General features: G+C 58.9%; 13 protein-coding genes. 7 read left to right on the top strand and 6 right to left on the bottom strand.

The window, feature by feature from the left end; all coding sequences use genetic code 11:
- Positions 1-4 precede the first annotated feature (4 nt).
- On the bottom strand, positions 5-1,825 hold the full coding sequence (locus tag JZI28_RS06235) for an ABC transporter ATP-binding protein (protein WP_375699584.1): 1,821 nt from the start codon (positions 1,823-1,825) through the stop codon (positions 5-7).
- A 361-nt stretch (positions 1,826-2,186) separates the two neighbouring features.
- Between JZI28_RS06235 and JZI28_RS06230 the strand changes: the two genes are divergently transcribed.
- The 4 genes from JZI28_RS06230 to JZI28_RS06215 all read left to right on the top strand — a co-directional run bounded on the left by JZI28_RS06230 (position 2,187) and on the right by JZI28_RS06215 (position 7,313).
- Entirely contained in the window at positions 2,187-3,887 is a 1,701-nt protein-coding gene (locus tag JZI28_RS06230; RefSeq protein ID WP_375699583.1) for a peptide ABC transporter substrate-binding protein, read from the top strand.
- Positions 3,888-4,048: 161 nt separating this feature from the next.
- Complete coding sequence (locus JZI28_RS06225; protein WP_295448531.1) at positions 4,049-5,056, top strand: ABC transporter permease; 1,008 nt, start codon at positions 4,049-4,051, stop codon at positions 5,054-5,056.
- Positions 5,049-5,960: an ABC transporter permease gene (locus JZI28_RS06220; RefSeq protein WP_295448528.1), complete on the top strand. Its 912-nt coding sequence runs from the start codon at positions 5,049-5,051 to the stop codon at positions 5,958-5,960. The genes JZI28_RS06225 and JZI28_RS06220 overlap by 8 nt, the downstream gene beginning before the upstream one ends.
- A gap of 267 nt (positions 5,961-6,227) precedes the next feature.
- Positions 6,228-7,313: a YeeE/YedE family protein gene (locus JZI28_RS06215; RefSeq protein WP_375699582.1), complete on the top strand. Its 1,086-nt coding sequence runs from the start codon at positions 6,228-6,230 to the stop codon at positions 7,311-7,313.
- Here JZI28_RS06215 and JZI28_RS06210 read toward each other — a convergent pair.
- The 5 genes from JZI28_RS06210 to JZI28_RS06190 form a co-directional block, all read right to left on the bottom strand.
- The gene (locus JZI28_RS06210) at positions 7,249-8,529 is read right to left on the bottom strand and encodes a DUF3422 family protein (protein WP_375699581.1); all 1,281 of its coding nucleotides are present in this window, start codon (positions 8,527-8,529) and stop codon (positions 7,249-7,251) included. The two genes, JZI28_RS06215 and JZI28_RS06210, sit on opposite strands and share 65 nt — an antisense overlap.
- A 260-nt stretch (positions 8,530-8,789) precedes the next feature.
- On the bottom strand, positions 8,790-10,223 hold the full coding sequence (locus JZI28_RS06205) for an NAD(P)(+) transhydrogenase (Re/Si-specific) subunit beta (protein ID WP_297338738.1): 1,434 nt from the start codon (positions 10,221-10,223) through the stop codon (positions 8,790-8,792).
- 13 nt (positions 10,224-10,236) lie between these two features.
- Positions 10,237-11,808, bottom strand: coding sequence for a Re/Si-specific NAD(P)(+) transhydrogenase subunit alpha (locus tag JZI28_RS06200; protein ID WP_297338739.1), 1,572 nt, complete (start codon positions 11,806-11,808; stop codon positions 10,237-10,239).
- 232 nt (positions 11,809-12,040) lie between these two features.
- The gene (locus JZI28_RS06195) at positions 12,041-12,490 is read right to left on the bottom strand and encodes a methyltransferase family protein (RefSeq protein ID WP_375699580.1); all 450 of its coding nucleotides are present in this window, start codon (positions 12,488-12,490) and stop codon (positions 12,041-12,043) included.
- Positions 12,491-12,708: 218 nt separating this feature from the next.
- Entirely contained in the window at positions 12,709-13,695 is a 987-nt protein-coding gene (locus JZI28_RS06190) for an MBL fold metallo-hydrolase (protein WP_375699579.1), read from the bottom strand.
- A 151-nt stretch (positions 13,696-13,846) separates the two neighbouring features.
- On the opposite strand from JZI28_RS06190, the gene JZI28_RS06185 reads away from it, so the two are divergent.
- The 3 genes from JZI28_RS06185 (at position 13,847) to kynU (ending at position 16,311) form a co-directional block, all read left to right on the top strand.
- A complete protein-coding gene (locus JZI28_RS06185; protein ID WP_375699578.1) occupies positions 13,847-14,599 on the top strand; it encodes an SDR family NAD(P)-dependent oxidoreductase in 753 nt (250 codons plus the stop codon).
- A 13-nt stretch (positions 14,600-14,612) separates the two neighbouring features.
- Positions 14,613-14,987 (top strand): MmcQ/YjbR family DNA-binding protein, encoded by a 375-nt coding sequence (locus tag JZI28_RS06180; RefSeq protein WP_375699577.1) that lies wholly within the window; start codon positions 14,613-14,615, stop codon positions 14,985-14,987.
- A 130-nt stretch (positions 14,988-15,117) separates the two neighbouring features.
- On the top strand, positions 15,118-16,311 hold the full coding sequence (gene kynU, locus JZI28_RS06175; protein ID WP_375699576.1) for a kynureninase: 1,194 nt from the start codon (positions 15,118-15,120) through the stop codon (positions 16,309-16,311).
- The last annotated feature ends 29 nt before the right edge of the window (positions 16,312-16,340 follow it).

Below are 16,340 nucleotides of genomic sequence, written 5' to 3'. Positions count from 1 at the left end.
CAAATTAATACCCACTGTCGGTGGTCAGCACAAAGTGACCTGGCTCCACCTCCAGATACTGTGAGAGCTCCGGCTGGTAATCGAGACCATGAATGGGCGATGGAATGGGTTTAAAGTTCAGGTCTTTTTCGCTTTTGCGGCGATGGGGATCAGCAATTGGAACCGCCTTCATCAGCGCCTGCGTATAGGCATGCTGCGGGTTCTCAAAGACGCGGGCACGCGGGCCAAGTTCAACGATACGCCCCAGATACATCACCCCGACCTGATGGCTGACCCGTTCGACCACCGCCATGTCATGGCTGATAAACAGGAAGGACAGACCCAGATCTGCCTGTAATTCCATCATCAAGTTCAAAACTTGGGCTTGTACAGAAACATCCAGCGCCGAGACAGCCTCATCTGCCACAATCAGTTTCGGGTTCAAGGCCAGAGCGCGGGCAATTGCGATCCGCTGGCGCTGACCGCCAGACATCTCGTGCGGGTAGCGGCGCATAAAGCTGCGCGGCAGCTGCACCCGGTCAAACAGATTGGCCACGCGATCCTGCAGCTCAGAGCCCGAGGCCAGGCCATAGTTACGCAGCGGTTCTGCCACCTGATCCAAAAGCTGCATCTGTGGATTGAGCGAGGCAAAGGGATCCTGGAAGATCATCTGCATGTCCAGGCGGGCCTTGTGCAGGTCTCTTTGGTTCAACCCAAGAATATCACGACCCTCGAATTCCACCTTGCCCGACAGCGGTTCAACCAGACGCAGAAGCGACCGCCCTGCCGTGGATTTGCCGCAGCCAGATTCGCCAACCAGCGACAGGGTTTGCCCCTTGAAAACCTTAAAGGACACATCCTCGACCGCGTGCACATTGGCCACCGTCCGGCGCAGCAATCCGCCTTTGACCGGGAAGCGCGTGGTGAGATTTTCAACCTGCAACAGCACCTCGTCAGTGCCTTTGATTGGCTCAATCCTTTGGCCTTCGACCCCCATCAGCTTCATCGGCTCGGGGTAGGCCTTGCCCTGCATTTCCCCCAGTTTGGGCACCGCTGCCAGCAACGCCTTGGTGTAGTCATGCTGGGGGTTTTCAAAGATCTCTTCGACCGTGCCCTCTTCGACCTTGTTGCCGCGGAACATCACCACAACCCGGTCCGCCATCTGCGCCACAACGGCCATGTCGTGGGTGATGAACATCACCGCCGTGCCGGTTTCGCGCTTTAGCCGGTCCATCAGGGCCAGAATTTCCGCCTGAATGGTCACATCCAGCGCGGTTGTGGGTTCATCGGCGATCAGCAGGCGTGGCTCGCAGGCCATGGCCATGGCGATAACAACTCGCTGACGCATGCCGCCAGACAGCTCGTGGGGGTATTGTGTCAACCGACGTTCGGGCTCGGGAATGCGCACTTCGCGCAGCAGTTCCAGCGCCCGCGCCTCGGCCTGGGCCTTGTTCATGTCCTTGTGCACCCGCAGACCTTCGGTCAGCTGGCGGCCAACAGTGAAGACCGGGTTCAGGGCGGTCATCGGCTCCTGAAAGATCATGCCGATCTCGTTGCCGCGAATGTCCTTCATCATATCGCCCGGCGCCTTGGCCAGATCCATGACACCGCCCTTGCGACGATCAAACATCAGCTCACCCGCGGAGATTTCACCGCCGCCAAATTCGACGAGGCGCATCAGCGACAGCGAGGAAACGGATTTGCCAGAGCCCGACTCGCCGACGACGCAGACGGTTTCTCCGGGGTTTACATCAAAGGAGACGTTCTCGACGCCAACAACCGGGCCATCTTTGGTCTGAAACTCGACGCGAAGGCCTTTAATTTGTGCAATAGGTTGATCGAGCACCCCGTCGCCCCCTGTTTTGTTAATAATAATGCCCTGCTTGTGTGCCGGGCTTGTGCAAGATGTATGACAATCTTGACGGGGGGCGTCAAATCCAGCCTGCAAAATTCCACAATGCCGAGGTTGGTCAGGAAAAATCCCCCGGTAAGGCTTGCTTTTTTTGGAAACTCTGCTTCGATACTGCCAGTATCTGCCCCGTATGGTGGTGCGTATAGCGACAATTGGGATCGAAAAATTTTGATCTTTCAAAACCTTGCACGCCATCATAGGCAGAGCGACATCGAACCCGCAGTTTTGCGGCAACAAGCCGGGCCAAGTTGTCCGGCACAAAAAGACACGTAATGTGTTCGACAAGGAGAGTGTAATGAAACTCAAAACCCTTTTGATGGGTGCCATCGCCACGGCTGCCATCGCTCCGGCAGCTTTTGCCGAGCGCGGCTCTGACGGCCAGGTCAACATCATCTACTGGCAAGCGCCATCGATCATGAATCCCTTCCTATCCGGTGGGACCAAGGACGTTGAAGCCGCATCGCTGGTGATTGAGCCCCTGGTCCGCTACAATCAGGATGGCGTCATGGTGCCTTACCTGGCCGCCGAAATCCCAACCGTTGAAAACGGTGGCGTCAGCGAAGACCTGACCTCCATCACTTGGAAGATCGCACCCGGCCTCAAATGGTCCGATGGCAGCGCCTTCACCTCTGCGGATGTGAAATTCACCGCTGACTACTGCATGGACCCCGAAGGCGGCTGTGCCCAGGTTACCAAATTCGAAGGTGTGACCTCGGTTGAAGCCCTTGATGATCTGACCATCAAAGTCACATTTGCCAAGCCAACCCCCTTCCCCTATGGCCCCTTTGTTGGCGGTGAAAGCCCCATCATCCAGGCGGCTCAGTTTGCGGATTGTATGGGTGCCAAGGCACCGGAATGCACCGAGGCCAACTTTGCCCCCATCGGCACCGGTCCTTTTGTTGTTGATGAATTCAAACCCAACGACGTGATCACCCTGTCGGCCAACCCGAACTATCGTGACCCGGCCAAGCCTGCCTTTGCCAAGGTCCTGTTCAAAGGTGGCGGCGACGCAACGGCCGCTGGCCGTGCCGTCATGGAAACCGGCGAGTTTGACTACGCCTGGAACCTGCAGCTGGCCCCTGAAGTCATCGCCCAGATGGAATCCGCCGGCAAAGGCAAGCCTGTCGCAGGCTTTGGCCCGCTGGTTGAGCGCATCATGCTGAACAACACCAACCCTGATCCGGCGCTTGGCCCGGATGAGCGTTCGGTGATCCGTCCGCACCCTTTCTTGGGTGATCCTGCGGTATACAAAGCAATGTCGCTGGCGATTGACCGTCCTTTGCTGGTCGAAATCGGCTATGGCAAAGCGGGTAAAGTCACCTGTAACTGGGTTCCGGCACCTGCCGCTGTGAACTCTGACACCTTCACCTGCGACAAGCAGGACATCGCTGCGGCAAACGCGATGCTGGAAGAAGCGGGCTACAAAGACACCAATGGTGACGGCGTACGTGAAACCCCCGATGGGATCCCAATGAAGATCCTGTACCAGACCTCGACCAACGCCGTGCGTCAGGATTTCCAGGCTCTGATCAAACAGTGGTGGAGCGAAATTGGTATCGAATCCGAGCTGCGTAACCTTAGCGGTTCCGTGTTCTTTGGTGGTGATCCCGGTTCGCCTGACACCTTCCAGAAGTTCTATGCTGACGTTGAAATGTATGCCAATACCTTCAACGGCACCGACCCTCAGTCCTACCTGGCCAACGGTCTGTGCGACAAAGCGCCTTCGCCTGCGACCCAGTGGCAGGGTGAGAACATCTCGCGCTTCTGCAACGAAGAGTTCGACAAGCTGCATGCGGAGCTGACAACCACAGCCGGTGCCGAAGCTCGTGCGGAAATCTCCAAGCGTCTCAACGACATCATCGTTGGAAACGGCGGCATGATCCCTCTGGTTCACCGTGGCCGTCTCTCGGCGCATGCCAACTCGCTTGGTGGTGTTGTGCTGAACGTCTGGGACAGCGAAATCTGGAACGCTGCTGACTGGTACCGTATCAAATAAACGGTTCTGACCAAACGAGGCCCCGGTGTTTCACCGGGGCCTCTTGCCATTCGCGCCGCGTTCCGGTTTATCGCCGGACACATTGGCCACAGGCGGCAGCCACCGCGGCACTGACGCCCTGTCCAGCTCAACAATAACACATTGCAAAAGGCGCACGTTCCATGCTGACCTTTACAATCAGGCGATTGATCCTGTCGGTTCCGACATTGCTCTTCATCAGCCTGGTGATCTTCCTCCTTCTTGAACTCGCACCCGGCGATCCAATGGCGCAGGTGCCCCTGACGGTCCCCCCCGAAGTCAAAGAAAAAATGCGCGAGGCCCTTGGCCTTGGCCAACCCGCCCCCATCCGTTTCTGGAAATGGCTGGTGCAGTTCTTCTGGATTGAACCCCAAGTCCTGATCGACCACTATTTTGGTACCACCTTCTCGCAGGGTGACCTGCGCGTCATCTCCTGGCAGACCCGTTCGCCGGTGATGGATATCGTCATCCAGCGGATGCCGCAGACCCTGTGGGTTGTGGGCACCGCCTATGTGGTTGCCATTTTCATCGCCCTGCCCATCGGCATCTACTCCGCCTATCGTCAGTACAGCTGGTTTGATCAGCTTGGCACTTTTGTGTCGATGGTCGGCTTTTCAGTACCGCCGTTTTTCTCGGGCGTTCTGGTCATCGTGATCTTCTCGGTGCAGCTGGGCTGGTTCCCGTCGATCTACGACACCACCCATGTGGTCGACAGCTGGGACAGCTTTGTCCACCAGTTGCGACAGATGATCATGCCGGTCATGGTGCTGGCGCTGCAGATCACTGCCCAGCTCAGCCGCTTTATGCGCGCATCGATGCTGGATAACCTGAACCAGGACTATGTGCGCACAGCCCGTGCCAAAGGGCTCAGCGAATATGTCGTGGTGATGGTGCATGTTCTGCGCAACTCGATGATCCCAGTGGTCACGGTGATTGCCCTAGGCATTCCTGCGATCTTTGGCGGCGCAATCATCACCGAGCAGGTGTTCAAGGTAAATGGCATCGGCCAGCTGCTGATTGGCGCTATTCAGGCCAATGATCTGCCCATGGTACAGACTCTCACCTTTATCTTTGCCATTCTCATCGTGATGTTCAATCTGATCGCCGATGTTCTCTATGGCATTCTAGACCCGAGGATCCGCTATGACTGAGCTTAGCAATCCCATCCCCAGCAAACCACCGCGCAGCCAGTGGCTGGATGTCTGGGACCAGTTCAAAACCCACCGTGGTGCATTGCTAGGCGGCATCCTGTTCTTTCTTATCGTGGCCTCGGTCTATCTGGGTCCTTTCCTCTGGGACATTGATGCAACCCATATCGACATCCGTTCCCGGAATCAGGGACCCAGCTTGGCACATCCCTTTGGTACCGATCAGCTGGGCCGAGACATGATGGCCCGAATGATGGCTGGGGGCTCCACCTCGGTCTCGGTTGGGCTTACGGCGATGGCGCTGGCGCTGGTTCTTGGCTCCTTCATTGGCGTTGTGGCCGGGTTCTTTAAACGGCTTGATGGACCGTTGATGCGTCTCACGGATCTGTTCCTGGCCCTGCCTCTGCTGCCGCTGCTTCTGGTGATGATGCTGCTGTTTCGCGAACCGCTGAACGCGGCCTTTGGGCCTGAACAGGGGATCTTCATCCTCATCGTTTGTGCCATTGGGGTGACCTCCTGGATGCCCACCGCGCGCATCGTGCGCGGCGATGTCCTGGCGATCAAGGAACGTGAGTTTGTTCTTGCCGCCCGCTCCATCGGCACCTCGAACAGCCAGCTGATCACCCGGCATATCCTGCCAAACGTGCTGTCGCCGATCATGGTGTCAGCAACACTGGGGATTGCCACCGCGATCATCACCGAAAGCTCGCTGTCTTTCCTCGGCCTGGGCTTCCCACCGGATTTCCCAACCTGGGGGCGGCTGTTGTTTGATGCCACCGACTATCTGCAGCAGCATCCCGAGCGAGTGTTCTGGCCTGGCATCGCGATTTCTTTGACCGTGCTGAGCGTGAACTACCTTGGTGACGGGCTGCGCGACGCATTGGATCCACGGATTCGCGGCCGCTAACCCCTCAGAGCGGCGCGGGCAGCCGTGCCGCTGCAACTCACTGAGACATATTCAAATAAGAACATAGATTTTGGCCGTCCCCGAGGGGGCGGCCAAATTGTTTCGCCCTGCCCCAGCAGGCGCAGGAGAAAAGACCAGCCATCCCAGCTAAAGCAGAACAATATTGCCGCCGCCCCCTGTCATAAGTGGGGCATGCCCCTTGCTTGCGCGGGAATTTGGCCTCATTTCGGGAAATAATTCCAATTCGCTGCTAAACGGGAGTCTGCGATGTTTGAGACATTGGGTTTTGAAGAAACCACCCCACGACTGGCCTCGCTGTATTTTGCCCTCGCCCTTGGGCTGGGCTTTGGGGTGCTGGCGCAGCTCACCCGGTTTTGCTTTCGCCGTGCCCTGATTGGCGAGGACCGCCGCCAAGCAGTCGGCATCTGGGCCCTGGCTCTGGCCGTTTCGGTGCTGGGCACTCAGGCGGCCGTGACCCAAGGCTGGATCAGTTTTGACGGCCACCGCCTGCTGGCCTCAGAGCTGCCGCTGCTGGCCATTGCCGTTGGCGGCGTGATGTTTGGCATCGGCATGGTGCTGACACGGGGCTGCATTTCGCGCCTCACCGTGCTCAGCGGCACCGGTAACCTGCGGGCGCTGCTCTGTATCGGGATCTTTGCCCTGGTCGCCCATGCCACGCTCAAAGGTGTCCTGGCGCCGCTGCGCAGTCTTCTGGGCGGCTACACTGTCCAGCTGGGAGACTATGCAACCCTGGCCGCCCTGCCGGGCGGTGCCCCCCTATGGAGCGCCGTCATTGTCCTGCACGCCTTGTGGCTGGCCCTGCGGTCGCAAAATTCCGCACTGGCGCTGCTGGGCGGCGCCATGATCGGGGCGCTGGTGCCACTGGCCTGGGTCACCACCGGATTTGTGCTGTTTGACGAATTCGACCCCATCGCGATGGAGAGCCTGTCCTTTACCGCGCCAATGTCTGAGGGGCTGTTTTATGTCATTGCCTCCAGCGCCCTGCCTGCGGGCTTTGGCCCTGGGTTGATCGGCGGCGTCTTGGTCGGCGCCCTGCTTACCGCCCTGCTGCGCGGGGACTTCCAGTGGCAGAGCTTTGACAGCCCCCGCCAGACTGGCCGCTATATGCTGGGTGCCAGCCTGATGGGCTTTGGCGGGGTGCTGGCCGGGGGCTGTACCCTTGGAGCTGGCCTTGCCGGGATTTCCACCCTGGGTGTTGCGGCACCGCTGGCGCTGGCCGCCATTGCCCTCGGCGGCATTGTGGCCCACCGGCTGCTGCGGGACGAGTCTAGTGCAGCTGCTTCTTTATCCGCTGGATCGCCAACCACACCAGCCCCACAACCGGCAGAGTGATCAGTGCCGTCAACATCCCCTTGCTTTGGCCCAGAGCCTGCGCAAGGGGATACATCAGGTAAGACACCAGTGACACGGCGTAATAGCCAATAGCCACCACCGAGAGGCCCTCTACGGTGTGTTGCAGCCGCAGCGCCTGATCTGACCGCCGGTCCATACTGGCCAAAAGCGCTTGGTTCTGCGCACTCCGTTCCACATCAACCCGCGTCCTGAGCAGCTCGCCGCCGCGCCGCGCCCGATCTGCCAGGGTACCAATGCGTTTCTCCGTGGACTTCACCGTGCGCATGGCAGGTTCATATCGGCGCAGCATGAATTCGGAAAACATCTGAAAACCGCCATAGCGCATCTCGCGCAGCAAGCTGATACGCTGATTGACCAGCGCCTCATAGGCGCCAGTCGCGCCAAATCGAAAGGCCGAACGCGCCGCCATGGCCTCCAGTTCCGCCGAGACCGTCAATAGCTGCGTCAGGGTCTGTTCAGCGGGCGCTGTGTCAGAGGTCATCTCCGCCATCATTTTGCTGAGATGGGTGTCCAGCTCGCTGATATCGCGGCTGAGGCCCCGCGCCCGGGAAAACCCCAGCATCGACATGGCCCGGTAGGTCTCAATCTCGCAGATCCGCTGGACCAGTCGCCCGATGCGCTGCGACCCGGTTGTGGCATTGGCAAACAGTGCAAACCGCATATGCCCTGCCGGATCAATGCGGAAATCTCCGGCAACCACAGCACTGTTATCCAGCACCTCGGCCACCGCCAGGCTTTCGGGAACGAACCAGTCCTTCAATGCGGTCTTGATCCGCTTATCCTCTGGCCGCGGTAGGACCCGGATCATCAGCGAGGTGACCCGGTGACCCGGGGCCTCCTCCAGCCAGTCCGAGGGGAACACATCAAAATCCGCCGGATCAAAGGCGCGCTTGCTGATGCCATCGTCATAGAGCGTGTAGCTGACGAATTCGGTGTGTTGCTCCCATTTCAGGGTATGGCGCCCCAGTTGCGCCGAGTGATGCGTCGCGCCGGGTTGCGGATGTGGCGCGCCATGGCGATCCAGCAGATCGGTGAGATGCTGTAGATCCAGCCCGCGATCCCGACGCACCGCCTCGCTGGGCTGCTTCACCGCCAGATAGACCACCGTGCTGGGGCTTTTCATCGCTGGAAAAGGCCTGGCGTGCAGCTCATTCGCCGAAGAATAGCGCAAAGGATGGTCTGGGATCGGGGGCATGGCGCAGAGGTCTCCAAAAAGGTGAAGCCACCATAGCGATTCAGAGGTTACCTGTACAGAAGTCTTTTATTTCAATGTGTTACCAGGGTACGATGGTATACAAAGCCATTGGGGCCCATCGAAAACTCAGGAAAACCCAACAAAGTTTTTGCCTACCGCCGATGGCCCCATCCGGGGGAGTTGCAGCCAAATGAAGTCAAAAAAGAAAAGGCGCGCCGGATCTCTCTGGCGCGCCTTTGGTCTGAGTTATGACCGGTCTGTTACTGGATCATTGTCAGCAACTGATCCAGCGAGGCCTTGGCATCGCCATAGAACATCCGGGTATTGTCCTTGAAGAACAGCGGGTTCTCGATGCCGGAATAGCCGGTGCCCTGGCCACGCTTGGAGACAAAGACCTGTTTCGCCTTCCAGCATTCCAGAACCGGCATGCCAGCGATGGGAGAGTTGGGATCTTCCTGGGCCGCCGGGTTGACGATGTCATTGGAGCCAATGACGATGGCCACATCGGTTTCCGGGAAGTCCTCGTTGATCTCATCCATTTCCATGACGATGTCATAGGGAACTTTGGCTTCGGCCAGCAGCACGTTCATGTGCCCGGGCAGACGGCCCGCAACCGGATGGATGGCAAAACGTACTGTCTTGCCCTTGGCCCGCAGGCGACGGGTCAGTTCCGCCACGTTCTGCTGCGCCTGTGCCACCGCCATGCCGTAGCCGGGGATGATGATGACGCTATCGGCCTCGTCCAGAGCGGTTGCAACGCCATCGGCGTCGATGGCCACCTGCTCGCCTTCGACCTCCATCTGCGGACCAGCTGTGCCGCCAAAGCCGCCCAGGATAACGCTGACAAAGCTGCGGTTCATCGCCTTACACATGATGTACGACAGGATCGCACCGGAAGAGCCAACCAGCGCCCCCACAACGATCAGCAGGTCGTTGCCAAGGGAGAAACCAATCGCAGCCGCGGCCCAGCCCGAGTAGCTGTTCAGCATCGAGACAACCACTGGCATATCGGCGCCGCCGATGCCCATGATCAGGTGATAGCCGATGAACAGGGCTGCCAGCGTCATCAGCATCAGCGGCACAAAGCCACCAGTGTTGAAGTACCAGATCAGCGCGATCAGCGACACGCCCGCCGCAGCAGCGTTGAGCATATGACCGCCGGGCAGTTTCACCGCCGAAGAGGTCAGTTTACCTGCCAGTTTGCCATAGGCCACAACCGAACCGGTAAAGGTCACCGCACCAATAAAGATGCCGAGGAACAGCTCAACCCGCAGGATGGCGATCTCGACGCCATCTTTCTTGGCCAACAGCTTGGCAAAGCCGTCCAGCGCCTGTTTGGCCTCTGCGTCCATGGCCAGGACACGGCCCAGTTCGATATGGGCGATAAGACCCACAAAGACCGCGGCCAGACCAACCAAAGAGTGCATCGCAGCAACCAGTTCAGGCATCTGGGTCATCTGTACCCGAGTTGCCAGTTGGTAGCCGATAACGCCGCCACCGGCGATCAGCACGATCGACAAGAGCCAGAGCCCGGAGCCAGGGCCCACGAGGGTGGCAAAAACCGCCAGCGCCATGCCGACAATCCCGTACCAGACCGCGCGTTTTGCGCTTTCCTGGCCGGACAGCCCGCCAAGGCTGAGGATGAAGAGAACAGCCGCGACCACATAGGCGGCAGTGGTAAATCCATATTCCATCTCTGTAGCCTCCTTAAGATTTCTGGAACATGGCAAGCATGCGCCGGGTGACGAGGAAGCCACCAAAGATGTTAATCCCAGCCATAAAGACCGACAGGGCCGCCAGCAGGATCACCAGGAAACTGCCAGAGCCGATCTGCATCAGCGCGCCCAGGATAATGATCGACGAAATCGCATTGGTGACCGCCATCAGTGGTGTGTGCAGGCTATGCGCCACGCCCCAGATCACCTGGAAACCAATAAAGACCGAAAGCACAAAGACGATAAAGTGCTGCATGAAGCTGGCAGGGGCCACCAGACCAACAGCCAGCAGCAAGGCACCGCCCACGGCCAGCAGGGTGACCTGGTTCTTGGTCTGAGCCTTGAAAGCCGCCACTTCTTCGGCGCGCTTTTCTTCTGGCGTCAGCTCTGGCGCCACCTCTTTGGGCTTGGCAGCAATTGCCTGCACCTTTGGCGGTGGTGGTGGGAAGGTGATTTCGCCGCCATGGGTCACGGTGGAGCCACGAATAACGTCATCTTCCATGTCGTGATTGATCTGGCCGTCCTTTTCAGGGGTCAGGTCAGTCATCATGTGGCGGATGTTGGTGGCGTAAAGAGTCGACGACTGGGCCGCCATGCGGGATGGGAAATCGGTGTAGCCGATAATGGTGACGCCATTCTCGGTGACGATTTTCTCATCCATCACGGTGAGCTTGCAATTGCCGCCCTTTTCCGCAGCCAGATCAACAATGACCGAGCCAGGCTTCATCGCGGCGACCATGTCTTCGGTCCACAGCTCTGGCGCTTCGCGGTTGGGGATCAGAGCCGTGGTGATAACGATGTCCACCTCTGGTGCCAGTTCCCGGAACTTGGCGAGCTGGGCTTCGCGGAACTCTGGGCTGGAGACCGAGGCATAGCCACCGGAAGAAGCCCCATCGGCCTGCTCTTCTTCAAAGTCGAGATAGACAAACTCGGCGCCCATGGACTCAACTTGCTCAGCCACTTCGGGGCGAACGTCAAAGGCCAGGGTAATGGCCCCCAGACTGGTCGAGGTGCCAATGGCTGCAAGACCAGCAACGCCGGCGCCTACCACCAGGACCTTAGCTGGGGGCACCTTGCCCGCGGCTGTGATCTGACCGGTGAAAAAGCGGCCAAAGTTGTTGCCTGCTTCGATCACCGCGCGGTAGCCGGCGATATTCGCCATCGAGGACAGCGCGTCCATCTTCTGCGCGCGGCTGATACGTGGCACCATTTCCATGGCAATAACGCTGGCGCCTTTGGATTTGGCCAGTTCCAGCCCTTCTTCATTCCCGCCGGGATTGAAGAAAGAAATCAGTGTCTTTTTTGAGTTCAGCCGCTTGAGCTCAGCCTCATTGGGTTGGCGTACCTTGGCGATGATATCTGATGCCTTCCACAAAGCGGCGGCAGTCTTGATGATTTCAACACCGGCCTCCTCATAGGTCGCATCGCTAAAGCCGGCCAATTGGCCCGCACCGCTTTCAATGGCGCAGTCATAGCCCAGTTTCTGCAGCTGACGCGCAGAATCGGGCGTCATAGCGACACGCGCCTCGCCGTTGATCACCTCTTTGGGTGTTCCAATTTTCACCTTGTCGGTCCCCCTCGTCCTGCCCGCCCCAGCATTGCCCGGGTACGGATCGCAAACATTATGACTATCCTGCGCAATATTTTTGCGCAATGGTTTCGCTGCGTCGCCGCATATCACTGCCGCATTGCCGCATTTCTGCACCACTCAACTAAACTGGGTCAGATTCTACAACCGGCCCTCTCTTGTGAGGCTACAATAGAAAACCAACCCTTTTATCGCAACTGACCCAGGGCTAGACCCAGCGTGGCACTTTTTGCTCATAGCGCGCCCAGTCGCTGCGAAAGGTCCGCCGCATCCGGTTTTCCTCACCGATGATAAAGCGTTTCTCCAGGATCCAGGTCAGCACCGGGATCAGCGGCAACGCAAGAACTGCGTCGAAATACAGGATCAGCCCCGCCAGCACCATGACATCGCCCAGATAGATTGGGTTGCGGCTGCGGGTAAAGATGCCCGATTGCACCAGCCTGCTTGGCGTTTCATGGGGCATGAGCGTTGTCTTCTGACGTCGCATTTCGGTAACCGCCAGCGCCATCAGCACCAGCCCGCCACCGACAAACAGCCCACCAAGCAGATCCGCCCATACCGGGCCAAACCCCAGCCCCAGTGGCAGATACTGTGCCTGCGCCCAGGCCAAAGCGATACAGCCCGCCAGCCAGACCGGTGGTAGGTCGATCCATTTCATATCATGTCTCTTTCCTCAAAGCCGCACAGCAGAGCTGCGCGGCCAATTTGCGGCACCTTCCCCAGAACCCCGGGCAAGGTCCAGCGCTTCAGCAAATACTGTCCAGATAAAAGGACGGTATGCTCGTTTTTAAAGCCATATCACAACTTCGTTCCCGGCCCGCTCTCGCGCGAGGCCCATACCAGCAAAAAACGGGGACGTGAGTGGGTCATATTGACCTATTCCCACTCCATCTCTTCAAACACGCGCCCCGCATTCTTGGTGGCCAACTCGTCAAATGTGTCCAACCCGCGCCATTGCTGCTGGTCCACATAATAGGCGCTGGCCAGATCGCCACCGTCTTCGATATGCGCTCCAATCTTGCTGCGCAGATCGTTCAGATAGTCCAGAGTATAGCGCCGCACCTGGTCCAGATTGGTGGGATGGCCATGGCCTGGGATCACATAGGTGGGCGCCATGGGTTCCAGCTTCTCGACCCAGGTCTCAATCCAGCAGCTGGTGCAGGTATGGGGAAAGATCGGCAACATGCGCTCATGGAAAGCGATATCGCCGGCAATCATGATCTTCCATGCGGGAATCCACACCTGAACATCGCCCGGATCATGGGCCGGGCCCAAATGCAGCACCTGAATATCCACCCCGCCAAGGCTCAGATCATAGCGGTCATCAAAGCTGAGGTTGGCATGTTCCATGCGGCTGTCGCCCGCGCGCTCCTTGTTATAGGCCTGCATGCGCTGCAGGATGAAATCGCCATTTTTCTGGGTTTCGGCAATGGCATCGGCATGGCCCAGAATGTCTACGCCCTGGTCGCGCCAATAGCCGTTGCCCAGCACTGCATGGCCCTGGCCATTTTCGTTGATGACCAAAACAACCGGCTGATCCGTCACCGCCTTGATCTCTGCGTGCAAAGCCGCCGCCAGCGCATCCGAGGCCCCGGCATTGATCACCACGACACCCGCGTTCGTCACGATAAAGGAGAGATTGTTATTGTGGCCCGCGTTCTCATAGGTCGGCGGCGCAGTCGCCCCGATGGCCGAGAACACATGCGGGATGACCTCGACAGGCTTGGAATACAGCTCGGACTGGGGGTATTGATCCGCAATGTCCTCACTGGCAAGACCTGCAATTGGCACCCCTGCAACATATGCTGTCAGCCCTGCGGCATAAATCGGCGTCAAAAGCCGGCTCAACGCGATATTGGTCATGGCATCCTCCCATTTCTGTTCAGACAAATAATTCACACTTGCGAATATGATTGTAAATAGATTTTGCGCTCTGCCACCGCCTCTGTGACGGAACGGCGCGCTTGCGCAGCTGTGCCCCGGCGATACCCTGTGACAAACAGGAGGACAAAAGATGGATTTGAACGGCAAACACGCATTGGTCACCGGCGGGGGCACTGGCATTGGGCTTGCCATTGCCAAGGCTCTGGCGGCACAGGGCGCCCAGGTGACCATCACCGGACGCCGCCAGGAGGTGCTGGAAGAGGTTGCAACGGCGGGCATGCACCCCATGGCGATGGATGTGCGCAACGAGGACGACATCATTGCCAAAGTCGCCGCCGCAGTCGAGGCCCGTGGCCCGATCCAGATCTGCGTCGCCAATGCCGGCGTGGCCGAGGGCAAATCCCTGCACAAAACCACCATGGAGTTCTGGCGCAACATGATGGCGACCAATCTGGATGGCGCCTTTCTGACCATTCGCGAATGCCTGAAGTCCATGCATCAGACCGACTGGGGCCGCATCATCACCGTGGCCTCGATCGCCGGTCTGCGCGGGCTGAAAGGCGGCGCCTGCTACAGTGCAAGCAAACATGGCATGATTGGCCTCACCCGGGCCTTGAGCGAGGATTACATGGGCAGCCAGATCACCGCCAATGCCATCTGCCCCGGCTATGTGGACACCCCGATTGTCGACCGCAACATCACTTCGATCTCGACGCGTGCCGGCATCAGCCAGGATGAGGCGCTCAAGGTCATGGTCAATGCCAACCGCCACCAACGCCTGATCGAACCAGAGGAAGTGGCCGCCGCCGCCATGTGGCTTTGTGGTCCAGGATCACAATCCATCAACGGCCAGACCATCGAAATCGCAGGTGGGCAGACCTAATGAAGCTGGCAAGATGAACAGGGCGGAGTTCAACCAGTTCTGCGCCACCTTTCCCGCAGCGGAGCATGTGGTGCAATGGGGTAATTCCGACGTTTGGAAAGCAGGCGGCAAGCTCTTTGCCGTCTGCGGCTGGGCCGATGGCGACGACGCCTTTACCTTCAAGGCCGGTGAGATCGCTTTTGAGGTACTGCAGGAACGCCCCGGTGTGCGCCCTGCCCCCTATCTGGCCTCGCGTGGGATGAAATGGCTGCAACAATTTGCCAAAGATGGTCTCAGCGATGAAGAGCTGCGCGACTGTATCACCCTGTCCTATCAGATGGTCACCGCAGGCCTGTCCAAGAAGAAAAGAACCGCACTGGGCATTCCAGACCCCGCGCCAAAGTCCTGACGCCCTGCTCCAGCCCCTGCTTGAAGTTCAGCTTCAGGCCCCGCAAGAGACACTGGACAGAGCAGATTGGATCGGATACGAAATGCAAAAGCTTTAAGCTTGAAGCATTCTGCAATCCAACGAGGCCCCGATGACTGATTTTGCTGCCACCAAGGCGATGTTCGACCTGCCCGAGGGAATGATCTACCTCGATGGCAACTCTTTGGGCCCGCTGCCCAAGGCCACCAAGGATCGCGTCTCGGCGATGATCGAGGATGAATGGGGCAAGATGCTGATCACTGGCTGGAACAAGGCCGGCTGGATGCAGCAACCCGGTGCCATTGGCGATCGCATCGGACGGTTGATCGGCGCCGAGCCGGGCCATGTGATGATGGGCGACACCCTGTCAATCAAGGTCTACCAGGCGGTTGCCTCTGCCCTGGAGATGACCCCCGACCGCCGGGTGGTGTTGTCAGACAATGGCAACTTCCCTTCGGATCTTTATATCGTGCAGGGCCTGCTGAAATCCCTGGGCGAAGACTATGAGCTGCGGGTGGTGAACCCCGAAGACGTAGCAGACAATATCACCGACGAAATTGCTGTCCTGATGCTCACCGAGGTGGACTATCGCACCGGACGCAAACACGACATGAAAGCCCTGACCGAGCTGGCCCATGCACAGGGCGTGGTGACGGTTTGGGATCTGGCCCATTCCGCCGGGGCATTGCCGGTGGATCTGGCCGGGTGCAACACGGATTTTGCCGTCGGCTGCACCTATAAATACCTCAACTCTGGCCCCGGTGGCCCGGCCTTTATCTATGTCGCGCCGCGCCATGTGGACCGCGCCCGCCCGGCCCTGTCGGGCTGGCTGGGGCATGAGGCGCCTTTTGCCTTTGATCTCGACTATCGCCCCGGCAACGGCATTGAACGCATGCGCGTCGGCACCCCGCCGATGATCCAGCTGGCCGCCCTTGGGGCCTCGATGGATATCTGGGATCAGGTGGACATGCAGGCGCTGCGGGCGCGCTCGATCGCGCTGTGCGATCGCTTTATTGCCGGAGTAGAGGCGACCTGCCCAGCACTGACCCTGGCCTCGCCCCGTGACGGCACTGCCCGTGGCAGCCAGGTCTCCTTTGCCTTCAAAGATGGCTACGCGGCCATGCAGGCGCTGATTGCCCGCGGGGTGATTGGCGATTTCCGGGCGCCGGATATCATGCGTTTTGGCTTTACCCCGCTGTATATTGATGAGGGAGATGTCGATGGCGCGGTGGCGATCATTGCCGATGTGATGAACAACCAGCTGTGGGACAAACCCGAATATAAAATCCGCGCGGCCGTGACCTGATGGACCTGCCCGGCACCATTGCGCTGCCC

It is taken from the genome of Pseudophaeobacter sp. TrK17, assembly GCF_042192375.1.
In the GTDB taxonomy this organism is placed as follows: domain Bacteria; phylum Pseudomonadota; class Alphaproteobacteria; order Rhodobacterales; family Rhodobacteraceae; genus Pseudophaeobacter.
The sequence above is the reverse complement of the archived record's forward strand: the minus strand, read 5'-3'. Positions and strand labels throughout refer to the sequence as shown.

What these genes read in the sequence shown, in the direction of transcription:
- JZI28_RS06195 (WP_375699580.1), bottom strand. Translation starts at nt 12,490, where the DNA reads ATGAAATGGATCGACCTACCACCGGTCTGGCTGGCGGGCTGTATCGCT.
- JZI28_RS06190 (WP_375699579.1), bottom strand. Translation starts at nt 13,695, where the DNA reads ATGACCAATATCGCGTTGAGCCGGCTTTTGACGCCGATTTATGCCGCA.
- JZI28_RS06230 (WP_375699583.1), top strand. Translation starts at nt 2,187, where the DNA reads ATGAAACTCAAAACCCTTTTGATGGGTGCCATCGCCACGGCTGCCATC.
- JZI28_RS06180 (WP_375699577.1), top strand. Translation starts at nt 14,613, where the DNA reads ATGAACAGGGCGGAGTTCAACCAGTTCTGCGCCACCTTTCCCGCAGCG.
- JZI28_RS06205 (WP_297338738.1), bottom strand. Translation starts at nt 10,223, where the DNA reads ATGGAATATGGATTTACCACTGCCGCCTATGTGGTCGCGGCTGTTCTC.
- JZI28_RS06185 (WP_375699578.1), top strand. Translation starts at nt 13,847, where the DNA reads ATGGATTTGAACGGCAAACACGCATTGGTCACCGGCGGGGGCACTGGC.
- JZI28_RS06220 (WP_295448528.1), top strand. Translation starts at nt 5,049, where the DNA reads ATGACTGAGCTTAGCAATCCCATCCCCAGCAAACCACCGCGCAGCCAG.
- JZI28_RS06210 (WP_375699581.1), bottom strand. Translation starts at nt 8,529, where the DNA reads ATGCCCCCGATCCCAGACCATCCTTTGCGCTATTCTTCGGCGAATGAG.
- JZI28_RS06225 (WP_295448531.1), top strand. Translation starts at nt 4,049, where the DNA reads ATGCTGACCTTTACAATCAGGCGATTGATCCTGTCGGTTCCGACATTG.
- kynU (WP_375699576.1), top strand. Translation starts at nt 15,118, where the DNA reads ATGACTGATTTTGCTGCCACCAAGGCGATGTTCGACCTGCCCGAGGGA.
- JZI28_RS06215 (WP_375699582.1), top strand. Translation starts at nt 6,228, where the DNA reads ATGTTTGAGACATTGGGTTTTGAAGAAACCACCCCACGACTGGCCTCG.